Genomic DNA, 17,256 nt, shown 5'->3' on the forward strand with positions numbered 1-17,256 from the left:
AATGTATTAATTAACTCAGGCCGACCTGCTCCTGGCTCCATAGCCACAGCCGTTCGGCTTCTATTGTATTCTGCGCTCTGGGAGACAGTTGTTTAATCTTTCTTCGATAATAATATTGACCGGTTACCTCTCCAAGATCGGGATCTGTAGCCAAATAAATCGCTGTATCGGCACCTTGTTCAGGTGTTAAGAAAAAGTATGAGAGTAACTTAAGTACCGACTTGCCGAAACCAGTCTCCCGGTTTACACCTATATTCGTCCCCACTGCTCCTGGATGCAGGCAATTCACCGTCACCCTTGTTCCGTGAAGACGCGAAGCCAGCTCCCGCGTGAACAGAATATTGGCTAGCTTGGATCGGGCATAGGCTTTTGCAGGATTAAAACGGCGAGCGAGGGTTGGATCTTCATAATGGAGCGCACCTATCTTGTAAGCACCAGAGGCAACCACAATGATACGGCCTTGCTCTGCTGCCTGCAACGACTCAAGTAACAGATTGGTAAGTAGAAAATGCCCCAAATGATTTACGCCAAGATCCATCTCAAAGCCGTCCTTCGTAAGCTGACGCTTAATCGTGACTACCCCGGCGTTATTGATAAGTATGTCTAGCATCGGATATTTCATAGTGAATTCCTCAGCAAAGCTGCGAATGCTCTCAAGTGAAGCCAGATCACACAACATGAGCTCGATATCCTCGGAGTGGCTCTTTTGTTTGGCGGCAGCAAGTGCTTCTTCTCCCCGCTGGCGATTACGGCAAACCATAATAACTTTAGCTCCCTTGCGAGCCAGTTCAACTGTTGTGGCTAGCCCCATACCGGAATTCGCTCCGGTAACAAGTGCGATTGTTCCTCTCATTGCAAGAATCACTCCTCTCTCAACAACCGTACCCGAATAAGCTTCAGCCTAACCTTAGGAGAAGTATATTTAAAGATATGTTACACCAACTAGTAGGGTTAAGAAAAGCTTCATGTCATGATTAGCCAACGATAGTTATAGTTCGTCAGGTGCGTCTGGTCTATTTTTGATCTATAATAGGAATATTGCAGTTCTAATCGTGAAGTTGAAAGGGGAACACCAACTATGAATAATGCTCTGACAAGCCTAGAGCAGCAAATGGCGGGCGAAGGTCTGGATGCCCTGCTCGTAACAGATCCCAAGCATGTCTACTACTTAACCGGCTTCGCCAGCGATCCGCATGAACGTTTTCTGGGTCTGCTGCTGATACGCGGAGAAGAGCCTATGCTCATTCTGCCTGCATTGGATGCAGAAGCGGCTCAAGCGGCTTCTTCGGTCACCAAAATTCTAACTCACACTGACACTGATAATCCCTATAACCTGCTAAAAGATTGTTTCGGCAGCAGTAAGCTAGGTACTCTTGGCATAGAAAAGGAACATTTCTCAGTAGCCCGTTTTGAGCACCTAACCGCTGCTGTTCCAGCTGAACGGTTTAGTGATATTGGTCCATTGCTGCGCAGCATGCGCTCTAAAAAGACCCCGGATGAAGTTAAGCGCATGAAACATGCCGCTGAGCTAGTTGAGGAAGCCTTGCGCCGCGTTCTTACCCACGTAAAAACAGGCGTTACAGAAAACGATCTAGTAGCGGAGCTAGAATATCTAATGAAAAAGGTTGGCGCTTCCGGCCCTTCCTTCGACACTATGGTGCTTTCTGGTCCGAAAACTGCCCTGCCTCACGGTGTTCCGGGCAACCGGGTCATTCAACCCGGCGACTTCCTGATGTTTGATATCGGGGTGTATGCCGATGGTTATGCTTCTGATATTACACGTACCTTTGCTATTGAATCCGTAGACGACAAGCTAGTCACTATCTATAACACTGTGCTGGCTGCCAACGAAGCTGGGATCGCTGCCTCCAATCCTGGAGCACCTTTCGGCTCAGTCGACAAAGCTGCACGTGATGTAATTGAAGAAGCTGGATTCGGAGAATATTTCTTACACCGTGTCGGACACGGACTGGGCATGGATGTTCATGAATATCCATCACTTCACGGACAGAACGACGACATTATCGAGATCGGCAATGTGTTCACCGTTGAGCCAGGAATTTATGTGCCTGGACTAGCGGGTGTACGTATCGAAGATGATCTGATTATTACAGCTGAAGGTGCAGAGACCTTAACAAGCTTCCCTAAGGAACTGACTATTCTTCATTTGTAGAAAAGAATTACAAGCCATAGCCAAAAACACAGAGCAGCGATTTCTCCAATAATGAGAGAATCGCCGCTCTGTGTTTTTTTAAATTCAAACCTGTGTTCCCCACATCCCGCGAACCAACTTAGCCTCTTTCACCATCCTGCCGATCAGCTCCGCGACTGTAGGAATATCTTGGATCATTCCTGTCACTTGACCGGCCCAGCCGATGCCCTCTTCTTTGATATCATCATAGATCCAGCGCTTGTTGGCTGCACCACTGATATACTCTTTTAATGCTTCATAGGTCGGTGTCACGCGCTCGATTTCAAGAATTTGATCAATGTAGTCACTACGTAACACTCGTGCGGGTGCTCCAATAGAACGTTTGATTACAACCGTATCCGACTCTGAGCTTTCTACTAAAGCTTTTTTATAAGAAGCGGCCGCATGAACACATTCCACTGTAGCAACGAAACGAGTGCCCATTTCGATTCCTTCAGCCCCAAGTGCATGAGCAGCCATCCATCCACGGCCATCTCCGATCCCTCCGGAAGCAATCACAGGAATATTAACCGCATCAACCACTTGGGGAACGAGCACCATGGTTCCAACATCGTCACGCCCTAAGTGGCCCCCTCCCTCATGCCCAACAACAATAACCGCAGAAGCCCCTAATTGTTCAGCTTTTTGGGCTTGTCTGCGTGAGGAGACGAGCACGAGTGTTTTAATATCGGTGGGCTGTAACATTTCCAGTATAGGGGCTGGATTCCCTCCAGTGAGGCTCACCACGGGAACCTGCTCTTCGATGGCGACCTGCACCCGATCTTCATAACCAATCCCATGCATGCCGATAGCAAAATTAACACCAAATGGTTTGTTCGTTAGTGTTCGTACCCGACGTATTTCTGCACGTAAGGCCTCCGCATCCGGAAGACTCATTGCTGTGACCTGACCCAGTCCACCGATATTTGAAACCGCAGCCGCAAGGTCTGCATAACCTAAATAAGCAAGTCCTCCTTGAATAATAGGATATTCTATGTGCAATAACTCCGTAATACGGGTGTTCCATTTCATCTTCATCTACACCTTTCCTATCTTTAAGCAAAGCAGAATCACGGCAATTAAAAGGGTAGCTCCCCCTGCCAGATAATCTATTTGCTGAAATTGCAGTCTTTTAAAAGAAGTCCTTCCTTTACCATTCCCATAAGCACGCGCATCAATTGCATAGCTCAGCTGTTCAGCACGTTGAATCGTTGTGAAGAGCAGAGGAATAATGATCGGAATGTACGCATATATCCGTTTAGGCAGTGATAATACTGTAAGATCATAACCTCTAGCCTTTTGTGCGAGAAGGATACGATCAAGCTCCTCCTTGATGGTAGGGATAAAACGGATCGCAATCACTATCATTAAAGAGAACTGTTCTACGGGTACCCCCAATTTGGATAGAGGGGCAAGCAGCTTCTCCAGACCATAAGCTAAGTCTAGCGGTTTAGTAGTTAATGTCAGAATTGAGGCCAACAAGATGAGCAATATAATCCGCCATACAAAACGTAATCCTATCCGCAATCCCTCTTCAGTCACCTCGATAAAAAACCATGACCAGAGAATCGTCCCCTTGGTGAACACGGCATTGTAAACAAAAGTAAATAATAAAATAAATAATACCGGCCGTAGCCCTCGCCAAAAAAAATGCACAGGAACTTTAGACAGTAGTAACAATCCCAATACAAAAAAGGTTGCAACAACATAACTAAGCCCCGTACCAAGCATCATAAAGCTAAGCATGAGCATCACGATACTTACAAGCTTTGTACGAGGATCTAAACGATGAAAAATCGAATGCGTCTCCACATATTGACCGACTAATACGGAATCAGCCATGCCCTTGCCCCCTCGAATGCCAAATCGGCAAAATCGCTTCGAAGATATCCTGCTCTTTACAGCTGGCAACTTCAATCTTCTGACCAGATAATTCCTCCACTAGCTTCAAAAGCTGTACGGGTTCAGGCAAGGATAGTCCAAGTTCCAGCAGTAATTCTTCCTTTTCCAGAAACAATGTTCTGGTATCATGATGCCCTTTTAACTGACCTTCATGAAAAACCATGACCTCATCTGAGAATTCGGCAACATCACCCATCTGATGCGAAACGAAGAGGATGGTGCGATTGTCTTGTTGCTGCCATTCCTTTAGTAGCCTCAGCAAAGACACTTGGCTAGCTGGATCGAGACCCGCTGTCGGTTCATCCAATATCAGCAGCTTCGGATTTGTCATCAGTACAGAGGCAATAGCTACACGGCGCTTTTCACCACCACTTAGCTGGAATGGATTTAAGGGGAGAATCCCCTCTGGCAAACCCACTTGCGGCAAGATCATTTCAATCGCCTCTGTAATTTGCTGACGTGAAGCACCCTGCTGATTCAGAGCAAAAGCAAGCTCCTTATGCACCGTTGTTTCGAATAGCTGATGCTCCGGATATTGAAAAACGAAACCCAACTCGGGGACAATCTTTAAGCGTCCTTTAGCATCTCTGCTGGCAGGCTGCTGGTTAATCCAATAGTCTCCTTTTACGGTGGGAATCAAGCCCTTCAGCACTTTGACAAAGGTAGACTTTCCTGCGCCTGTTGGACCGATAATAGAAATCCATTTGCCTTCAGGAATAGTGCAGTTTATATTGCGCAAAGCCACATGATCGGCATAGTTCACACTTAGATTTTTTAATTGGTAGACCATTGTGATCGAATTATCCCCTTCCAATCGGCTGTTAGCGGTGCTGCTGAATGGAGCAATGTATGTACACGCACTGCGAAGGGCAGTTGTAATTGATAGTCCGCAACAGGCATGGATTCAAAAAAAGTCAGTGGATCGCCGTCAAACTCAAGTCGTCCTTGGTGCAGGAGCAATACGCGTTCTGCTGCAAGCACTTCCTCCATATGGTGGGTGATATGAATAAGCGTCAGGCCTTGAAGATGCAGCTCTTGCATGATAGAAAGAACCTGCTGTCTTCCCTGGGGATCAAGCATTGAGGTAGCCTCGTCAAAAATAATGACTTGCGGGTGCATCGCCAATATAGCTGCGATAGCGACACGTTGCTTTTGACCTCCAGATAGCTGATGTGGCATAGCCTCCAGATAATCCTCCATATGAACGGCCTGTAAGGCATGATCCAATCGGCTGCGCATTTCCTCCCTCGGCACACGGATATTCTCCAAACCAAAAAGCACCTCATCCATAACGGTTGTGGTGATAAATTGATCCTCTGGATTCTGAAAAACAAAACCGATTTGCTGATGAATCTCCGCAAGATCTGTTGGTTTTGCTGTGTCCAAGCTCTTAAATTGTACAGTCCCTTTTCGCGGCAGCAGCAGTCCGTCCATGAGCTTTGCAATAGTGGATTTGCCAGAACCATTCGCCCCGACTATCGCCACAAACTCCCCTGCGTCTATCGTAAAGCTAATATCCTCCAGGAGAGGTTGTCCCTTTTTATAATAAAAACAAACTTGATCGAAGGTAAGCATTTATTCAGTCCCCTTTTGACGGTGCCAAGCAGCAAAAAATGCCTCAATGCTATTCTCGGAAAATGCAGGTGCAGGCTTCTCCCATTTTGTCACTTTTGATCCATTCACAGCAAAGATTTCACCGGTTAAATCCGCGTCGGACTCATTCAATAATGCAGTCACGAAGGAAGCAATAGCCTCCGCGTCACCTATTCTCCAAAAGTCAGGAAAAGGTTCATTACGACTGAAATATTTTTCCTTCAAATGGTCAATTATAGGTCTGGTCATATCCGTTAATGCCGCTGGAGAAATCGCATTGACCCTAATCTGGTCACGTTTCAGCTCTGCTGCGAGCGTCCACATCATGCCCAGTATTCCAGCCTTGGCTGCACTGTAATTCACCTGACCCACGGAACCTGCTAGTCCAGCAGCAGAGGTCATCAACAGGATATCCCCACCTGTTTCACGCATATGTGGTAATACTCGTTGAATGCAATAATAAGTGCCATTTAAATGCACATCCAGAACATTCTTCCACTGTTCATCCGTCATACGTTGACATTTCTGATCCTGCACAATTCCCGCGTTAGCTATCAATACCTCGATACGACCGTATCGGGCAATGACCTCACCTACCATGGCAGTGACTGCGACGGAATCGGCTACATTAGCAGCGTACCCTAGTGCCTCTCCGCCTGCCTGGCGGATCTCGCGCACAACCTCATCAATTAAGACTTGTTTCGTACCATTTACAACCACTATATAACCTGACTTGCCAAGCTGCATGGCGATACTACGTCCGATCCCTCTTGTTGCTCCAGTAATTAAGGCCACTTTATTCATCACTACACCTCTTTCACTGCAAAAGCTCCCGCAGCAATAACATCGCCAGCTTCTGTTGTAAGGATCACTTTCACAAAGCAATCGTCCTCTGCAAAATCAAAAATCACGACACTATCGACCTCTATTGGCTTATGAAATTTCATATCATATTGAGTGATCCACTGTGTAGGGTGCTCAGCAATATACAAAGATTGGGCTAATCCCATAAGATACATCCCATGTGCGATGGGTCGCTCCAAACCAGCCTTGGCTGCGGCCTCTGCATCTAGATGTATAGGCGCCAAATCTTGGGAAGCAGTTGCATATTGCCGGATAGCCTCAGCTGTTATGCACTTTTTTATCATGATCATCACCTACCCGAATTAACACCGTTTCTGCGGTGACTATAAGCTCACCCTCACACCTACAAACCAGCGTATGTGTGTAAAAAGTCAGTTTACCCTGTCTGCCTTCTTTTTGCACCTCGCCCGTTAACGCTAATTCACAATCCAAAATCATCCCCGCCGTAATCGGAGCCTGATATGAAAATTTCTGAGTGCCGTGAAGCAAGGGTTCACCGATGATTAACCAAGGAATATCGAAGTCTTGCCAGAAAATAATAGGCATCGTCGCAGGAGCGATCAGCTTTCCATTTATCGTCTGCACGGGTGCTTCAATACTCTGTGCATAGTCCGAAATCCATTCAGCAGTCATATGGATCTGATGTCGGACACTGTTCATTCTATAACCTCCACGAGTGTTGCCAGACCTATCCCACCGCCGATTCCCAGAGTAGCAAGCCCTCGTTGGTAAGGGGCATGTTGCATTTCAGCACATAAGCGAGTCATTAAAATAGCCCCGGAAGCTCCGTATGGATGGCCTATTGCTAATGCCCCCCCGCCAAGATTGACCTTTTCCTGTGGAATTTGAAGCTCGTTCAGTGATGCCAATACTTGTGAAGCAAAAGCTTCGTTAAACTCTACGATATCTAAATCGGCAACGGTAAGCTTTTGGCGTTTTAACACCTTTTGCACAGCTGGTACAGGTCCCATACCCAAATAGTTCGGATCTACACCCGCAGCTTGCGCATCCACGACCCGCAAAATAGGCGTAAGCTTAAGCTGCTGGCATTTCTCACTAGACATCATTAATAGAAGCGCTGCGCCATCATTAATAGGACAGGCATTTCCAGCAGTGACGGTACCCTTTTCTTCAAAAATTGGCGGCAGCTTTTGCAGCTTGTCCAGACTCGTATTTGCCCGAGGACATTCGTCGGTGTTCACCCACTGCCCCTCTACCTGAAGAGGTACTATCTCCTGCTGAAACCGGTCACTTTGCTGAGCACGAACCGCCTTTTGATGGCTTTTTAAGGCATATTGATCCTGCTCTTCTCGAGAAATCCCGTATTTCCTAGCTACATTTTCTGCAGCAATTCCCATATCCGGATCACCGTAAGAGCTAGGCGTAAAATGTGCACGGGTATACAGCTGTGGAACCCCCATTAACGTCTGTGGTTTAGCCATTTTCCATGGAGCACGGCTCGTACTTTCGACACCACCTGCTAAATAAATCTCACCAGCGCCGCTTTGAATCAGTCTTGCTGCTATATTAATTGCCTCTAGCCCAGATCCGCACTGACGATCCACGGTGACGCCCGGAACCGAAACAGGCAGCCCCGCTTCAAGCGCAGCTACCCGGGCAATATTACCTCCTGGGCCCACAACATTCCCAATAATGACATCATCGATCAGTTCTTTAGGCAAGTTCGTTTCGGCTACAATATGCTGAATAAGCGGCGCCAGTAATGCCTCCGGCTCAAGTGTACTTAATAAGCCACCCATTCTGCCAACCGGTGTACGTTTTGCCATGACAATTACTGCTTCTATCATATCATCGCTCTTTTCACATAGTCTTTCATCGCTTGCCGGGCAATTTTGCCACTGCTTGTATAGATAAATTCATCCAGGGTTAGCAGCTGCTTCGGCGCTTTGTAGCTCGCTAAATACTGGCGGCAATAATTCTTAATTTCTTCGACAGATAAATGCTGTTCTCCGCTCCACTTCACGAGGGCTATCAGCTGTTCTCCCCAGTAATCGTCAGGCACGCCAAGCACCATCACTTCATCTATTTCCGGAAGAAACTCCAGCACCCTCTCTATTTCTTCCGGATAAACGTTCAGCCCTCCGGATATGATTTTATTCTTCAAACGTCCCGCCATATATAAATAACCAGCTTCATCCTGATAAACATAGTCTTCTAAAACAAGCCATCCCTCTCTAAAAGCTGCTGCTGTCTCATTCGGCAATTGATGGTAGCCTAAAAATATCATATCACTACGCACATATAGCTGCCCAATCTCCCCAGGAGGGACTTCCCGGAGCTGGTCATCACGAATGGAAATTTGCACCCCGGGATAAGGTCTGCCTACAGAGGTCGGATTATGCTCGGTCAGAACATTCAAATAACTAATATAGCTCGCTTCTGAAGAACCGTAGGATTCATAAAGCCGCGCTCCACCAAACACTTCCATGCCCCTTTTCTTGGACAACTCCGACCACTTTGCACCTGAGCTAATAATCGCATCAATCTGTATCTGCCCAGGTACAGCCTGCTGCATCATGGATTCGATCATTGTTGGTACGACGAACAGCACCACGCCCGGAATTTGCTGGCACAGCTCTAACACCTGCGTGGCACTAAATTTTTGTGTGATATGAAAGGTTGCTCCACTATATAGACTCTGCATTACGGCGAATAAGGATAGGGAATGCACAAATGGACCTGGTGCCAAAACATCCTTCATAGCGTCCAATTCAAAAGCAATATTCGAGACCTCAAAGCTTTTTAACCATGATAAATGGGTACGCATATAACCTTTGGGCAATCCGGTTGTGCCTGAAGTAAAGCCAATAAATAATAATTCATTCGTCTCATCCAACTCAGCCTCCGGCTTCAGGGCAGCCAGCCACTGATCATAGGAACCTGTTCGTTCATTTGAGAAGGTCAATGTTTGGATCATTTGATCCTTGAAGGTCAGATTCTTTGCGGCTTCCGGCTCGGCAAAAATCATTGTCGGCTGGCACTGCTCTATAATAACCTGCAGTTCATTAGCACTCCACTTGGGATCTAAGGGAATGGGAACACAGCCCGCATAAATCGCCCCCAAAAAAACCTCAACAAATTCAATACGATTCGTAGATAAAATCGCGATTTTGTCATGCCTCAGACCCTTTTGCTGTAAGCCATTCGCGATTCTCCGCATCGTTTTTACTAATGTGGCATAGGTATGACTTGCTTGGTCATGGGTTAAGGCAATGCTGTCGGGCTGCTGTGCTGCATGACGCAGTATAGGAACTACTAGATTCATCCTAGATCACACCTGTTCGTATTTTCTGTGACTACCGATTATATACATTCTCTTCAATCGGACTGCCCCGCAAGTCCAGCCCAAACTAAAGGATATGTGATAAGCGCCATCGCCGGCGCTCCTGTTAAACTAACCCGCTAGAATTGCTACGATAGCTTATTTTAGCTTTATATTATTTTTATGTACACATCTTTCATGTAACTATTAAGTCCATCTTACAACGAAAAAACAGCCAGCACGCATCGATTATGATCGGTACGCGCTGGCTGTATTGTTGTTTAGTCCTTCTTTTGAACGGATGATGGTGAACCCTCTTCAGCAAAAGTAAAGGTTCGGGCGATATATAAGATAGGTGTGCTTACTGCGGTTAGTAAGAACTTCGCTAGATAAGTCGTAAGCAAAATTTCAAGCCATACATTCCAGTCATACAAGCCCGCAAACGCAATGGTACAGAAAATAAGTGTATCCACAAAGGAGCTAATCATCGTACTACCGTTGGAACGAATCCACAGCTGACTTGAGGTGCTGTAATATTTCCGAATCCAAGAGTACAACCGAACATCTAGGAACTGACTAATGAAGTAAGCAGTAAGACTACCCAAAGCTAGTCGAGGCATCAGCCCAAAAATCGTCTCCAAAGAAGACTGAGCGATATCGGTCTCCTGCGGCTTAAATACTAGTACCATCTGCATAATGACTGTAGTCATAAGCAAGGTGAAGAAACCAAACCAGACCGCTTTACGTGCTTCCGCTCTTCCGTACTTCTCATTAAGTAAATCGCTGGTCATATATAAAGTGACATACATCGTATTTCCGAGTGTCATCACAATATCAAATGGCATAGCAATCGTCTTAGCTACCTGAATGTTAGCAATTACAGTAGCAATACCTACCCAGGCGTACATTCCACTTTTCCCGAACAAGCGGTAACAGAGTAGAAAAAAAGCAAAATTGACAATAACAAATAAAACTCCCCACAGCAAATTAAACATATTACTGAAATTCCTCCTAGTTTTGTTTACGCGGGATGGTTACGAACCGCGGCTTACAATATTAAATTTTCGGAACAAAACATTAATACTCTATCACAATAGCGCTTAACAATCCATAAAAATAATATTTTTATATGAAATTGGTAGTTCCATTTCTTTTTTTTCGCCAATTATCTAAAATAGTCAGCAATAATTCATTTTTTTCAGAAAAAAATGCTCTATAGGACAAAACTTTCACTATTCATCCAGAGGTTAATTCTATAGAATAGTATCAAACACCTTATTCCCGATCCATTTAGTAGAAATATGACATAACTATGGAATATATCTCGGGTCGCCAATTTCCAGCAGTTGGCATGGAGTATCTAGTGAAGACTAAAAAAGAAATGACCTCACCGTCCATAAAAAAAGGAGAGAACGATATGTTTCGTATCAAGCATTCGATCAGTCGCAAATTTACGCGTTTATTATTTGTTGTTCTGTTGCTCACGTCTCTTTTGTTAAGCACCAGCTTCTATTTTATCTCTATCAGTATCTTCAACAGCTATGTTATGCCGCAGATTAACAAAATCCTTACTGCCGCTGCTCAGGACGTATATAAGAATCTCAACGTAATGCACGCCCAGCAAACCCTAAATAAGAACGATCAGTCTGCCACCAATCTCGAGTTCTATTTTCAGGAAAAGAGGAAACAACATGGAGTGGAAACCATTTTTCTGGTCAATCTGAAGGGGAAAGAAGCTGAGATTCTATCCGCAGATCACGATGCAAAATTGCAACGGGCAGAAAGTGTCACCGTATCCTCTGCAATGCAACAAGCCTCTAAAGGAAAAACTGGACTAAGCGATACATATAGCGACGCACATGGTATACATAAAACAGCTTATATCGGTATTCCCGGAAGTACGATGGTTATCGGTGTAAGCAGTGACGTAAGCTTCATTCAAGAAAAAACAGACAGTATTCTATGGACAAGTGCCGGAATCACACTTCTGACGTTGATCATCGGCCTAACTGGTGCATGGTTCATGAGTGTGCGTATAACACGTCCAATCTCAAAACTGGCAGCTTATAGTGCCCGGCTCGCAGAGGGAGATTTCACCGAAGAATTATCAGTTAAAGGAAATGACGAAGTTGCACAGTTGTCCGTAAGCTTCCAAGCGATGACCCAACGCCTGAAAGAAATGATTGGACATGTACTGGTAACCTCTAATACTGTCGTTGCGGATTCCAACTCTTTAAAAGAACGTGTTGAGGTTCTCAATGATATGGCGGAACACTCCAGCTCATCGGTAATAGAAATCGGCAAAGGTAGTACGACTATTGCTAGCAGTGCATCAGATAACTCGAGAGCAATGGAAGAAATCAATTTAGGCATTCAAAGTATTGCCTCAGCAGCGAATGAAGTCACGGAGCAAATCAGTGAGGCTTCCGCTGAAGCAAGTGGCGGTAATGAAATTGCTCAAAGCGCTGTGCTGCAAATGCGCCAGGTTGAACGTGCTTCCCTACAGTCGCTGGATCAATTACAAATCATGAATGAGCGTTCAGTAATGATCGGAGAAGTCGTTCACAGTATTACTGAAATTACGAAACAGATCCAAATGCTGTCGCTGAATGCTTCAATTGAAGCTGCACGCGCAGGAGAGCATGGACGCGGCTTTGCTGTTGTTGCGGGAGAAGTACGCAAGCTGTCTGAACAATCCCGTAACGCAAACGAACAGATCCGTGACTTCCTACTTGGGCTTCAAGAAGATATGAGTCGCTCCGTTACCGAGATGAACCACGTGAATTCTGAGGTTGCCTCTGGAGTCGGCAAAGTAGCAGAAGCAGGTGATGCCTTTAATCACCTCCTGATTCTTATCCAAAGCATCAATCACAGCATCCAATCCGTATCTGCGGCTACACAGCAAATCTCAGCAAGTACAGAAGAAGTCAGTGCTTCCGTCGAAGAAACTGCACAAATTACATCAAGATCGCAAGAAAGTGCGGACACACTCGCTGCTAACTCAGAGCGGCAGCGCGTCGAACTGGAAGGCCATGCAGAAACCGTTAAACATCTGTATGAGCAAGCCAAGAAACTCCAAGAAGCTGTGCAGCAATTTAAGATTTAACGCTTGTAAATTAAAACCCCCGTTCACACGAAAGTGTTGAACGGGGGTTTTTAGTTTGCGATGGCTCGCTTAGACTTGGGGGCATACTACGCTAGGCTTGCGCGAAGCTCTCGCTTAGAATCGGTGCGTCATGTGCTGCTGGCTTGCGCGATACTCTCGTTTAGACTCGGCACGCCATTTGCCGCTGGCTTGCGCGATACTCTCGTTTAGACTCGGCGCGTCATTTGCTACTGGCTTGCGCGATAATCTCGCTTAGAATCGGCGCGTCATGTGCTGCTGGCTTGCGCGATACTCTCGTTTAGACTCGGCACGCCATTTGCCGCTGGCTTGCGCGATAATCTCGCTTAGACTCGGCGCGTCATTTGCTGCTGGCTTGCGCGATACTCTCGCTTAGACTCGGCGCGTCATTTGCTGCTGGCTTGCGGACTCAGATGCCGCTATTACTCGAAAAACTGCCATTTGGAGACTTTTTCGGACTCGAGAGACGCTATTGCCTCATAATCAACCCAGACTCAGCCTATTTCGCTCAAATAGCGCCTCTGGTGTCCGAAAACGCTCCAAATTAACCCTTTTATCGCAAATAAGATCTCCTGAGTCCGGAGCCAAGTTACCTACAGCAAATTACTCAAAGTTCCTCCGTCGATGTTACCTACAGCAAATTACTCAAAGTTCATCCGTCGATGCTACCTACAGCAAATTACTCAAAGTTCATCCGTCGATGCTACCTACAGCAAATTACTCAAAGTTCATCCGTCGATGCTACCTACAGCAAATTACTCAAAGTTCATCCGTGGCGCTACCTACTGCAAATTACTCAAAGTTCCTCCGTGGCGCTACCTACTGCAAATTACTCAAAGTTCCTCCGTGGCGCTACCTACAGCAAATTACTCAAAGTTCATCCGTGGATGCTACTTACTGCAAATTACTCAAAGTTCCTCCGTCGATGCTACCTACTGCAAATTACTCAAAGTTCATCCGTGGATGCTACCTACTGCAAATTACTCAAAGTTCATCCGTCGATGCTACCTACAGCAATAGACTCGGCTACATGCGCTAGCTTGCGCGAAGCTCTCACTTAGACTCAGCACGCCATTTGCTGCTGGCTTGCGGACTCAGATGCCGCTATTACTCGAAAAACTGCCATTTGGAGACTTTTTCGGACTCGAGAGACGCTATTGCCTCATAATCAACCCAGACTCAGCCTATTTTGTTCAAATAGCGTCTCTGGTGTCCGAAAACGCTCCAAATTAACCCTTTTATCACAAATAAGGTCTCCTGAGTCCGGAGCCAAGTTACTCACTTAGTAAAAACTAGGTTACTCAGCTTTCATTCCGCTTTTATGGCTAAGCAAACCTCACTCAACCTAGTGCCGCGGTGCCCAGAGGATGACCGATACACCGATCACACAAATAACAGCTCCGACCCAGTCGTATACGTCTGGTGTCTTCTTGTCTACAAGCCATCCCCATAAGACCGCAAGTACGATAAACACCCCGCCGTAAGCCGCATACACTCTTCCGAAGGAAGGGAATTTCTGCAACGTAGGGATAATCCCATACGCTATCAGAATCAAGGACCCCACTAAACCGTACCAAAGTGGCCGTGATTCTCTCAACCATAACCATACTAAATATCCGCCACCGATCTCAGCAAGCCCAGCAATTATAAACAGCAGAATGGCAAATAACATGTCATCCCTCTTCCCTATCTATCTCATAAAAACGCAAAGGTTGCTCACAACAAATTGTACTCAAGGTTCCCCCATGGAGCTACCTACAGCAAATTACTTAATTACTCAAGATCCACCCTTAGAGCTACCTACAGCAAATTACTCAAGGTTCATCCGTAGTACCACCTACACCAAATTACTCAATATTCCCCGTGGAGCTCACATTAAATTGTGCTGGAGCAGCAATAACACTAGCAGCAGCACAACCTCCAGCAGCTCGTTCAGCGCGCCGTACACATCGCCGGTAAGCCCGCCGAGCCGGCTGCTGATCCGCCGTGCAGCCGCGGTGCCGCAGGCCAAGGCCGCGACCGGCAGCAGCAGAGCTGCCGCCAGATGCAGCGGCCACGCGGCTAAGCCAGCGCCGAGCGCCAGTGGCGCAGCGGCGGCGGCCAGCGAGAGCAGCGCGGCGACTGCCAGCGCGCGCCGCTCATGCGAGGAAGCTAGGCCGGCGAAGTTCGCGGCCAGCCCCTCGTCTCCACGGGCAATGGGATAACGCACCATTGCCCGTACCATATACCAGCGGCTCCAGACCGCTGGTACCAAGAGCAGCGGCAGCTCGTAGTAGGCGAAGCCTTCGATTAGAGCTGCCAACAAAGATGCTTTAAACAGCAGGAGCAGCACGCAGGCGAGTACGCCCATCGCACCCACACGGCTGTCCTTCATAATCTCCAGGGCTCGCTCCCGTGGCCGATAGCTGAGCAGACCATCCGCGCTGTCCATCCAGCCATCAAGATGCAACCCGCCAGTGAGGCCTACCCACAGAATCAGAGTGAGCACAGCTGCTGGCCAAGCAGGTAAAAGCAATCCCGTCAGGGCTGCTCCAGCAGCTACACACAGCCCAATTGCTGCGCCTACCATGGGATAGAAGATTACACTCCGGCGCAGCAGTTCAGGAGAGAATCCCGGATCACCTTTTACAGGAAATCGGGATAAGAACTGAAAGGCAGCTACGGCCGCATCCCTACGCTCCCTCATAAACGATACTCCCTGCTCTTCAGCTCAATCGGAATTCCAACAGTTACTAGAAAGACCTGTTCGCAATGCCGAGCGATCAGGGCGTTCATTCGTCCCGCCAGATCACGATACAATCGGCCAAGCGCATACTCCGGAACAATCCCGTCGCCAACCTCATTAGAGACCAGAATAAGCGTGCCTTGAAAAGAACGCACACTGTCTTCAAGCCTTGTTATTTCACTCTCAACAAGCTCTTGTCTATTTTCAAAACCTTCCACAGCCAATAATGCATTGGATAACCATAAGGTTAAACAATCTACGAGCACCGCTTTTTCCCCCGATAATCGCTTTAGCAGATCTGGTAAATCATACGGTTCCTCAAGCGTCTCCCAAGCGTAACCACTTTCCATTCGTTGATGCTGATGCAGAGCAATCCGTTCCTTCATTTCGTCGTCAAAAGCCTGTCCGGTTGCTACATAGAAGGCCTGATCTGCCAGTGACTGTATCAGTTTTTCTGCAAAACCACTTTTCCCGCTACGTGCACCTCCCGTTACAAGAATGCTCATCGTTGACCAGCTCCAGAGATGCCTGCACTTTCAAAGGTTGCCATTTCGCTCAAAATGCGGCAGATCGCCTCGATTAAATGAAGGCATAATACTCCCCCTGTTCCCTCACCCAATCGCAGACCGAGGTTAAGCAGCGGTTCAAGCCCAAGCTGCTCCAGCATTAACTTGTGTCCCCGTTCTCCTGATACATGAGACGCTATCATATAAGCGATGGATTCAGGTGCAAGGGCTTTTGCCACAAGCGCTGCCGCCCCCGAAATAAAACCATCCAAAATGATAGGTGTCCGATTAGCAGCGGCACCAAGAATCAGTCCCGCCAAGCCAGCGATTTCCAGTCCGCCAACTTTAGATAACACATCCAACGGATCTGCTGAATTCGGCTGATTTACCTTTAAGGCGCGTTCCACCACTGCAATTTTATGTAGTAAACGTTCATCATCAATTCCCGTTCCTCGTCCCACAGCTACTTCAGGGGCTATTCCTTTGAGAGCACATAGAATGGCAGCACTAGCCGTAGTATTCCCAATGCCCATTTCGCCTGTTATAAAAATCTCCGTGCCGTTCTTAACCGCTTCCTGCGCAACTCTTATCCCAACAAGAAGAGCATTCATGGCATCCTCACGACTCATCGCAGGTCCCACAGCCATATTATCCGTTCCCCGGCGCACTTTACGATCAATCAGATCGACATGACTAAGATCGCCGTTTATGCCGACATCAACAAACTGTACCTCTGCCCCAGCTTGACGTGCCAATACATTCACAGCCGCTCCACCGCTGAGAAAGTTATGGGCCATCTGTAGCGTGACTTCCTGTGGAAATGCGCTAACCCCTTCGCAGCACACCCCATGATCAGCAGCCATCACAACAACTGTTCGTTTGGTGAAACTAGGCTGCTCCGTACCCGAAATTCCAGCGAGCTTAACGGCCAAAGGTTCCAATTGTCCCAAACTGCCCGGAGGTTTGGTCAGAATGTTCAGCCGATGCTCCGCCTTGAGGATGGACTGATCATCAGCCGGAATGATTTGTTTAATTACGTCTTGAATATCTGAAAGCATATAATTACGA

The 17,256-nt window shown here is 47.0% G+C and carries 17 protein-coding genes and 1 riboswitch; of the genes, 2 read left to right on the forward strand and 15 right to left on the reverse strand.

What is annotated here, in order from left to right; genetic code table 11:
• Positions 1 to 10: 10 nt before the first annotated feature.
• Positions 11 to 853: an SDR family oxidoreductase gene (locus tag MKY14_RS20960; protein ID WP_248547832.1), complete on the reverse strand. Its 843-nt coding sequence runs from the start codon at positions 851 to 853 to the stop codon at positions 11 to 13.
• 225 nt (positions 854 to 1,078) lie between these two features.
• Between MKY14_RS20960 and MKY14_RS20965 the strand changes: the two genes are divergently transcribed.
• A complete protein-coding gene (locus MKY14_RS20965; RefSeq protein ID WP_076128106.1) occupies positions 1,079 to 2,173 on the forward strand; it encodes a M24 family metallopeptidase in 1,095 nt (364 codons plus the stop codon).
• A gap of 84 nt (positions 2,174 to 2,257) precedes the next feature.
• Here the strand turns inward: MKY14_RS20965 and MKY14_RS20970 are convergent, their stop codons facing one another.
• From MKY14_RS20970 to MKY14_RS21015, 10 genes are all read right to left on the reverse strand, one after another.
• Positions 2,258 to 3,223 (reverse strand): NAD(P)H-dependent flavin oxidoreductase, encoded by a 966-nt coding sequence (locus MKY14_RS20970; RefSeq protein ID WP_076302281.1) that lies wholly within the window; start codon positions 3,221 to 3,223, stop codon positions 2,258 to 2,260.
• Positions 3,224 to 3,229: 6 nt separating this feature from the next.
• Positions 3,230 to 4,033 (reverse strand): energy-coupling factor transporter transmembrane component T family protein, encoded by an 804-nt coding sequence (locus tag MKY14_RS20975; protein ID WP_248547833.1) that lies wholly within the window; start codon positions 4,031 to 4,033, stop codon positions 3,230 to 3,232.
• A complete protein-coding gene (locus tag MKY14_RS20980) occupies positions 4,026 to 4,883 on the reverse strand; it encodes an ATP-binding cassette domain-containing protein (RefSeq protein WP_248547834.1) in 858 nt (285 codons plus the stop codon). Before MKY14_RS20980 ends, MKY14_RS20975 begins: the two co-directional genes overlap by 8 nt.
• Complete coding sequence (locus MKY14_RS20985) at positions 4,868 to 5,668, reverse strand: energy-coupling factor transporter ATPase (protein WP_248547835.1); 801 nt, start codon at positions 5,666 to 5,668, stop codon at positions 4,868 to 4,870. The genes MKY14_RS20980 and MKY14_RS20985 overlap by 16 nt, the downstream gene beginning before the upstream one ends.
• A complete protein-coding gene (locus MKY14_RS20990) occupies positions 5,669 to 6,490 on the reverse strand; it encodes an SDR family NAD(P)-dependent oxidoreductase (RefSeq protein ID WP_340977216.1) in 822 nt (273 codons plus the stop codon).
• A 2-nt stretch (positions 6,491 to 6,492) separates the two neighbouring features.
• On the reverse strand, positions 6,493 to 6,834 hold the full coding sequence (locus MKY14_RS20995) for a MaoC family dehydratase (RefSeq protein WP_076185731.1): 342 nt from the start codon (positions 6,832 to 6,834) through the stop codon (positions 6,493 to 6,495).
• Positions 6,809 to 7,210, reverse strand: coding sequence for an FAS1-like dehydratase domain-containing protein (locus MKY14_RS21000; RefSeq protein ID WP_076302194.1), 402 nt, complete (start codon positions 7,208 to 7,210; stop codon positions 6,809 to 6,811). The genes MKY14_RS20995 and MKY14_RS21000 overlap by 26 nt, the downstream gene beginning before the upstream one ends.
• On the reverse strand, positions 7,207 to 8,358 hold the full coding sequence (locus MKY14_RS21005; protein ID WP_340977217.1) for a thiolase family protein: 1,152 nt from the start codon (positions 8,356 to 8,358) through the stop codon (positions 7,207 to 7,209). The genes MKY14_RS21000 and MKY14_RS21005 overlap by 4 nt, the downstream gene beginning before the upstream one ends.
• Positions 8,355 to 9,836, reverse strand: a complete 1,482-nt coding sequence (locus MKY14_RS21010) for an AMP-binding protein (RefSeq protein ID WP_339281774.1) — start codon at positions 9,834 to 9,836, stop codon at positions 8,355 to 8,357. Before MKY14_RS21010 ends, MKY14_RS21005 begins: the two co-directional genes overlap by 4 nt.
• Positions 9,837 to 10,114: 278 nt before the next feature.
• A complete protein-coding gene (locus tag MKY14_RS21015) occupies positions 10,115 to 10,828 on the reverse strand; it encodes a queuosine precursor transporter (protein WP_076128125.1) in 714 nt (237 codons plus the stop codon).
• Positions 10,829 to 10,838: 10 nt separating this feature from the next.
• Positions 10,839 to 10,884: riboswitch (PreQ1 riboswitch) on the reverse strand.
• 366 nt (positions 10,885 to 11,250) lie between these two features.
• Between MKY14_RS21015 and MKY14_RS21020 the strand changes: the two genes are divergently transcribed.
• Positions 11,251 to 12,939, forward strand: coding sequence for a methyl-accepting chemotaxis protein (locus MKY14_RS21020; protein WP_076185737.1), 1,689 nt, complete (start codon positions 11,251 to 11,253; stop codon positions 12,937 to 12,939).
• Positions 12,940 to 14,302: 1,363 nt separating this feature from the next.
• Here the strand turns inward: MKY14_RS21020 and MKY14_RS21025 are convergent.
• The 4 genes from MKY14_RS21025 to cobT all read right to left on the reverse strand — a co-directional run bounded on the left by MKY14_RS21025 (position 14,303) and on the right by cobT (position 17,246).
• A complete protein-coding gene (locus tag MKY14_RS21025) occupies positions 14,303 to 14,629 on the reverse strand; it encodes a YnfA family protein (RefSeq protein ID WP_076128128.1) in 327 nt (108 codons plus the stop codon).
• Positions 14,630 to 14,827: 198 nt separating this feature from the next.
• Positions 14,828 to 15,643: an adenosylcobinamide-GDP ribazoletransferase gene (cobS, locus tag MKY14_RS21030; protein ID WP_076128130.1), complete on the reverse strand. Its 816-nt coding sequence runs from the start codon at positions 15,641 to 15,643 to the stop codon at positions 14,828 to 14,830.
• Entirely contained in the window at positions 15,640 to 16,188 is a 549-nt protein-coding gene (gene cobU / locus MKY14_RS21035; protein ID WP_076128132.1) for a bifunctional adenosylcobinamide kinase/adenosylcobinamide-phosphate guanylyltransferase, read from the reverse strand. Before cobU ends, cobS begins: the two co-directional genes overlap by 4 nt.
• Positions 16,185 to 17,246 carry a nicotinate-nucleotide--dimethylbenzimidazole phosphoribosyltransferase gene (cobT, locus tag MKY14_RS21040; RefSeq protein WP_076104822.1) on the reverse strand — a complete coding sequence of 354 codons (1,062 nt, stop codon included), beginning with the start codon at positions 17,244 to 17,246 and terminating at the stop codon, positions 16,185 to 16,187. Before cobT ends, cobU begins: the two co-directional genes overlap by 4 nt.
• Between the last annotated feature and the right edge of the window lie 10 nt (positions 17,247 to 17,256).

This window comes from Paenibacillus sp. FSL R5-0887, assembly GCF_038002305.1.
In the GTDB taxonomy this organism is placed as follows: domain Bacteria; phylum Bacillota; class Bacilli; order Paenibacillales; family Paenibacillaceae; genus Paenibacillus_AQ; species Paenibacillus_AQ odorifer.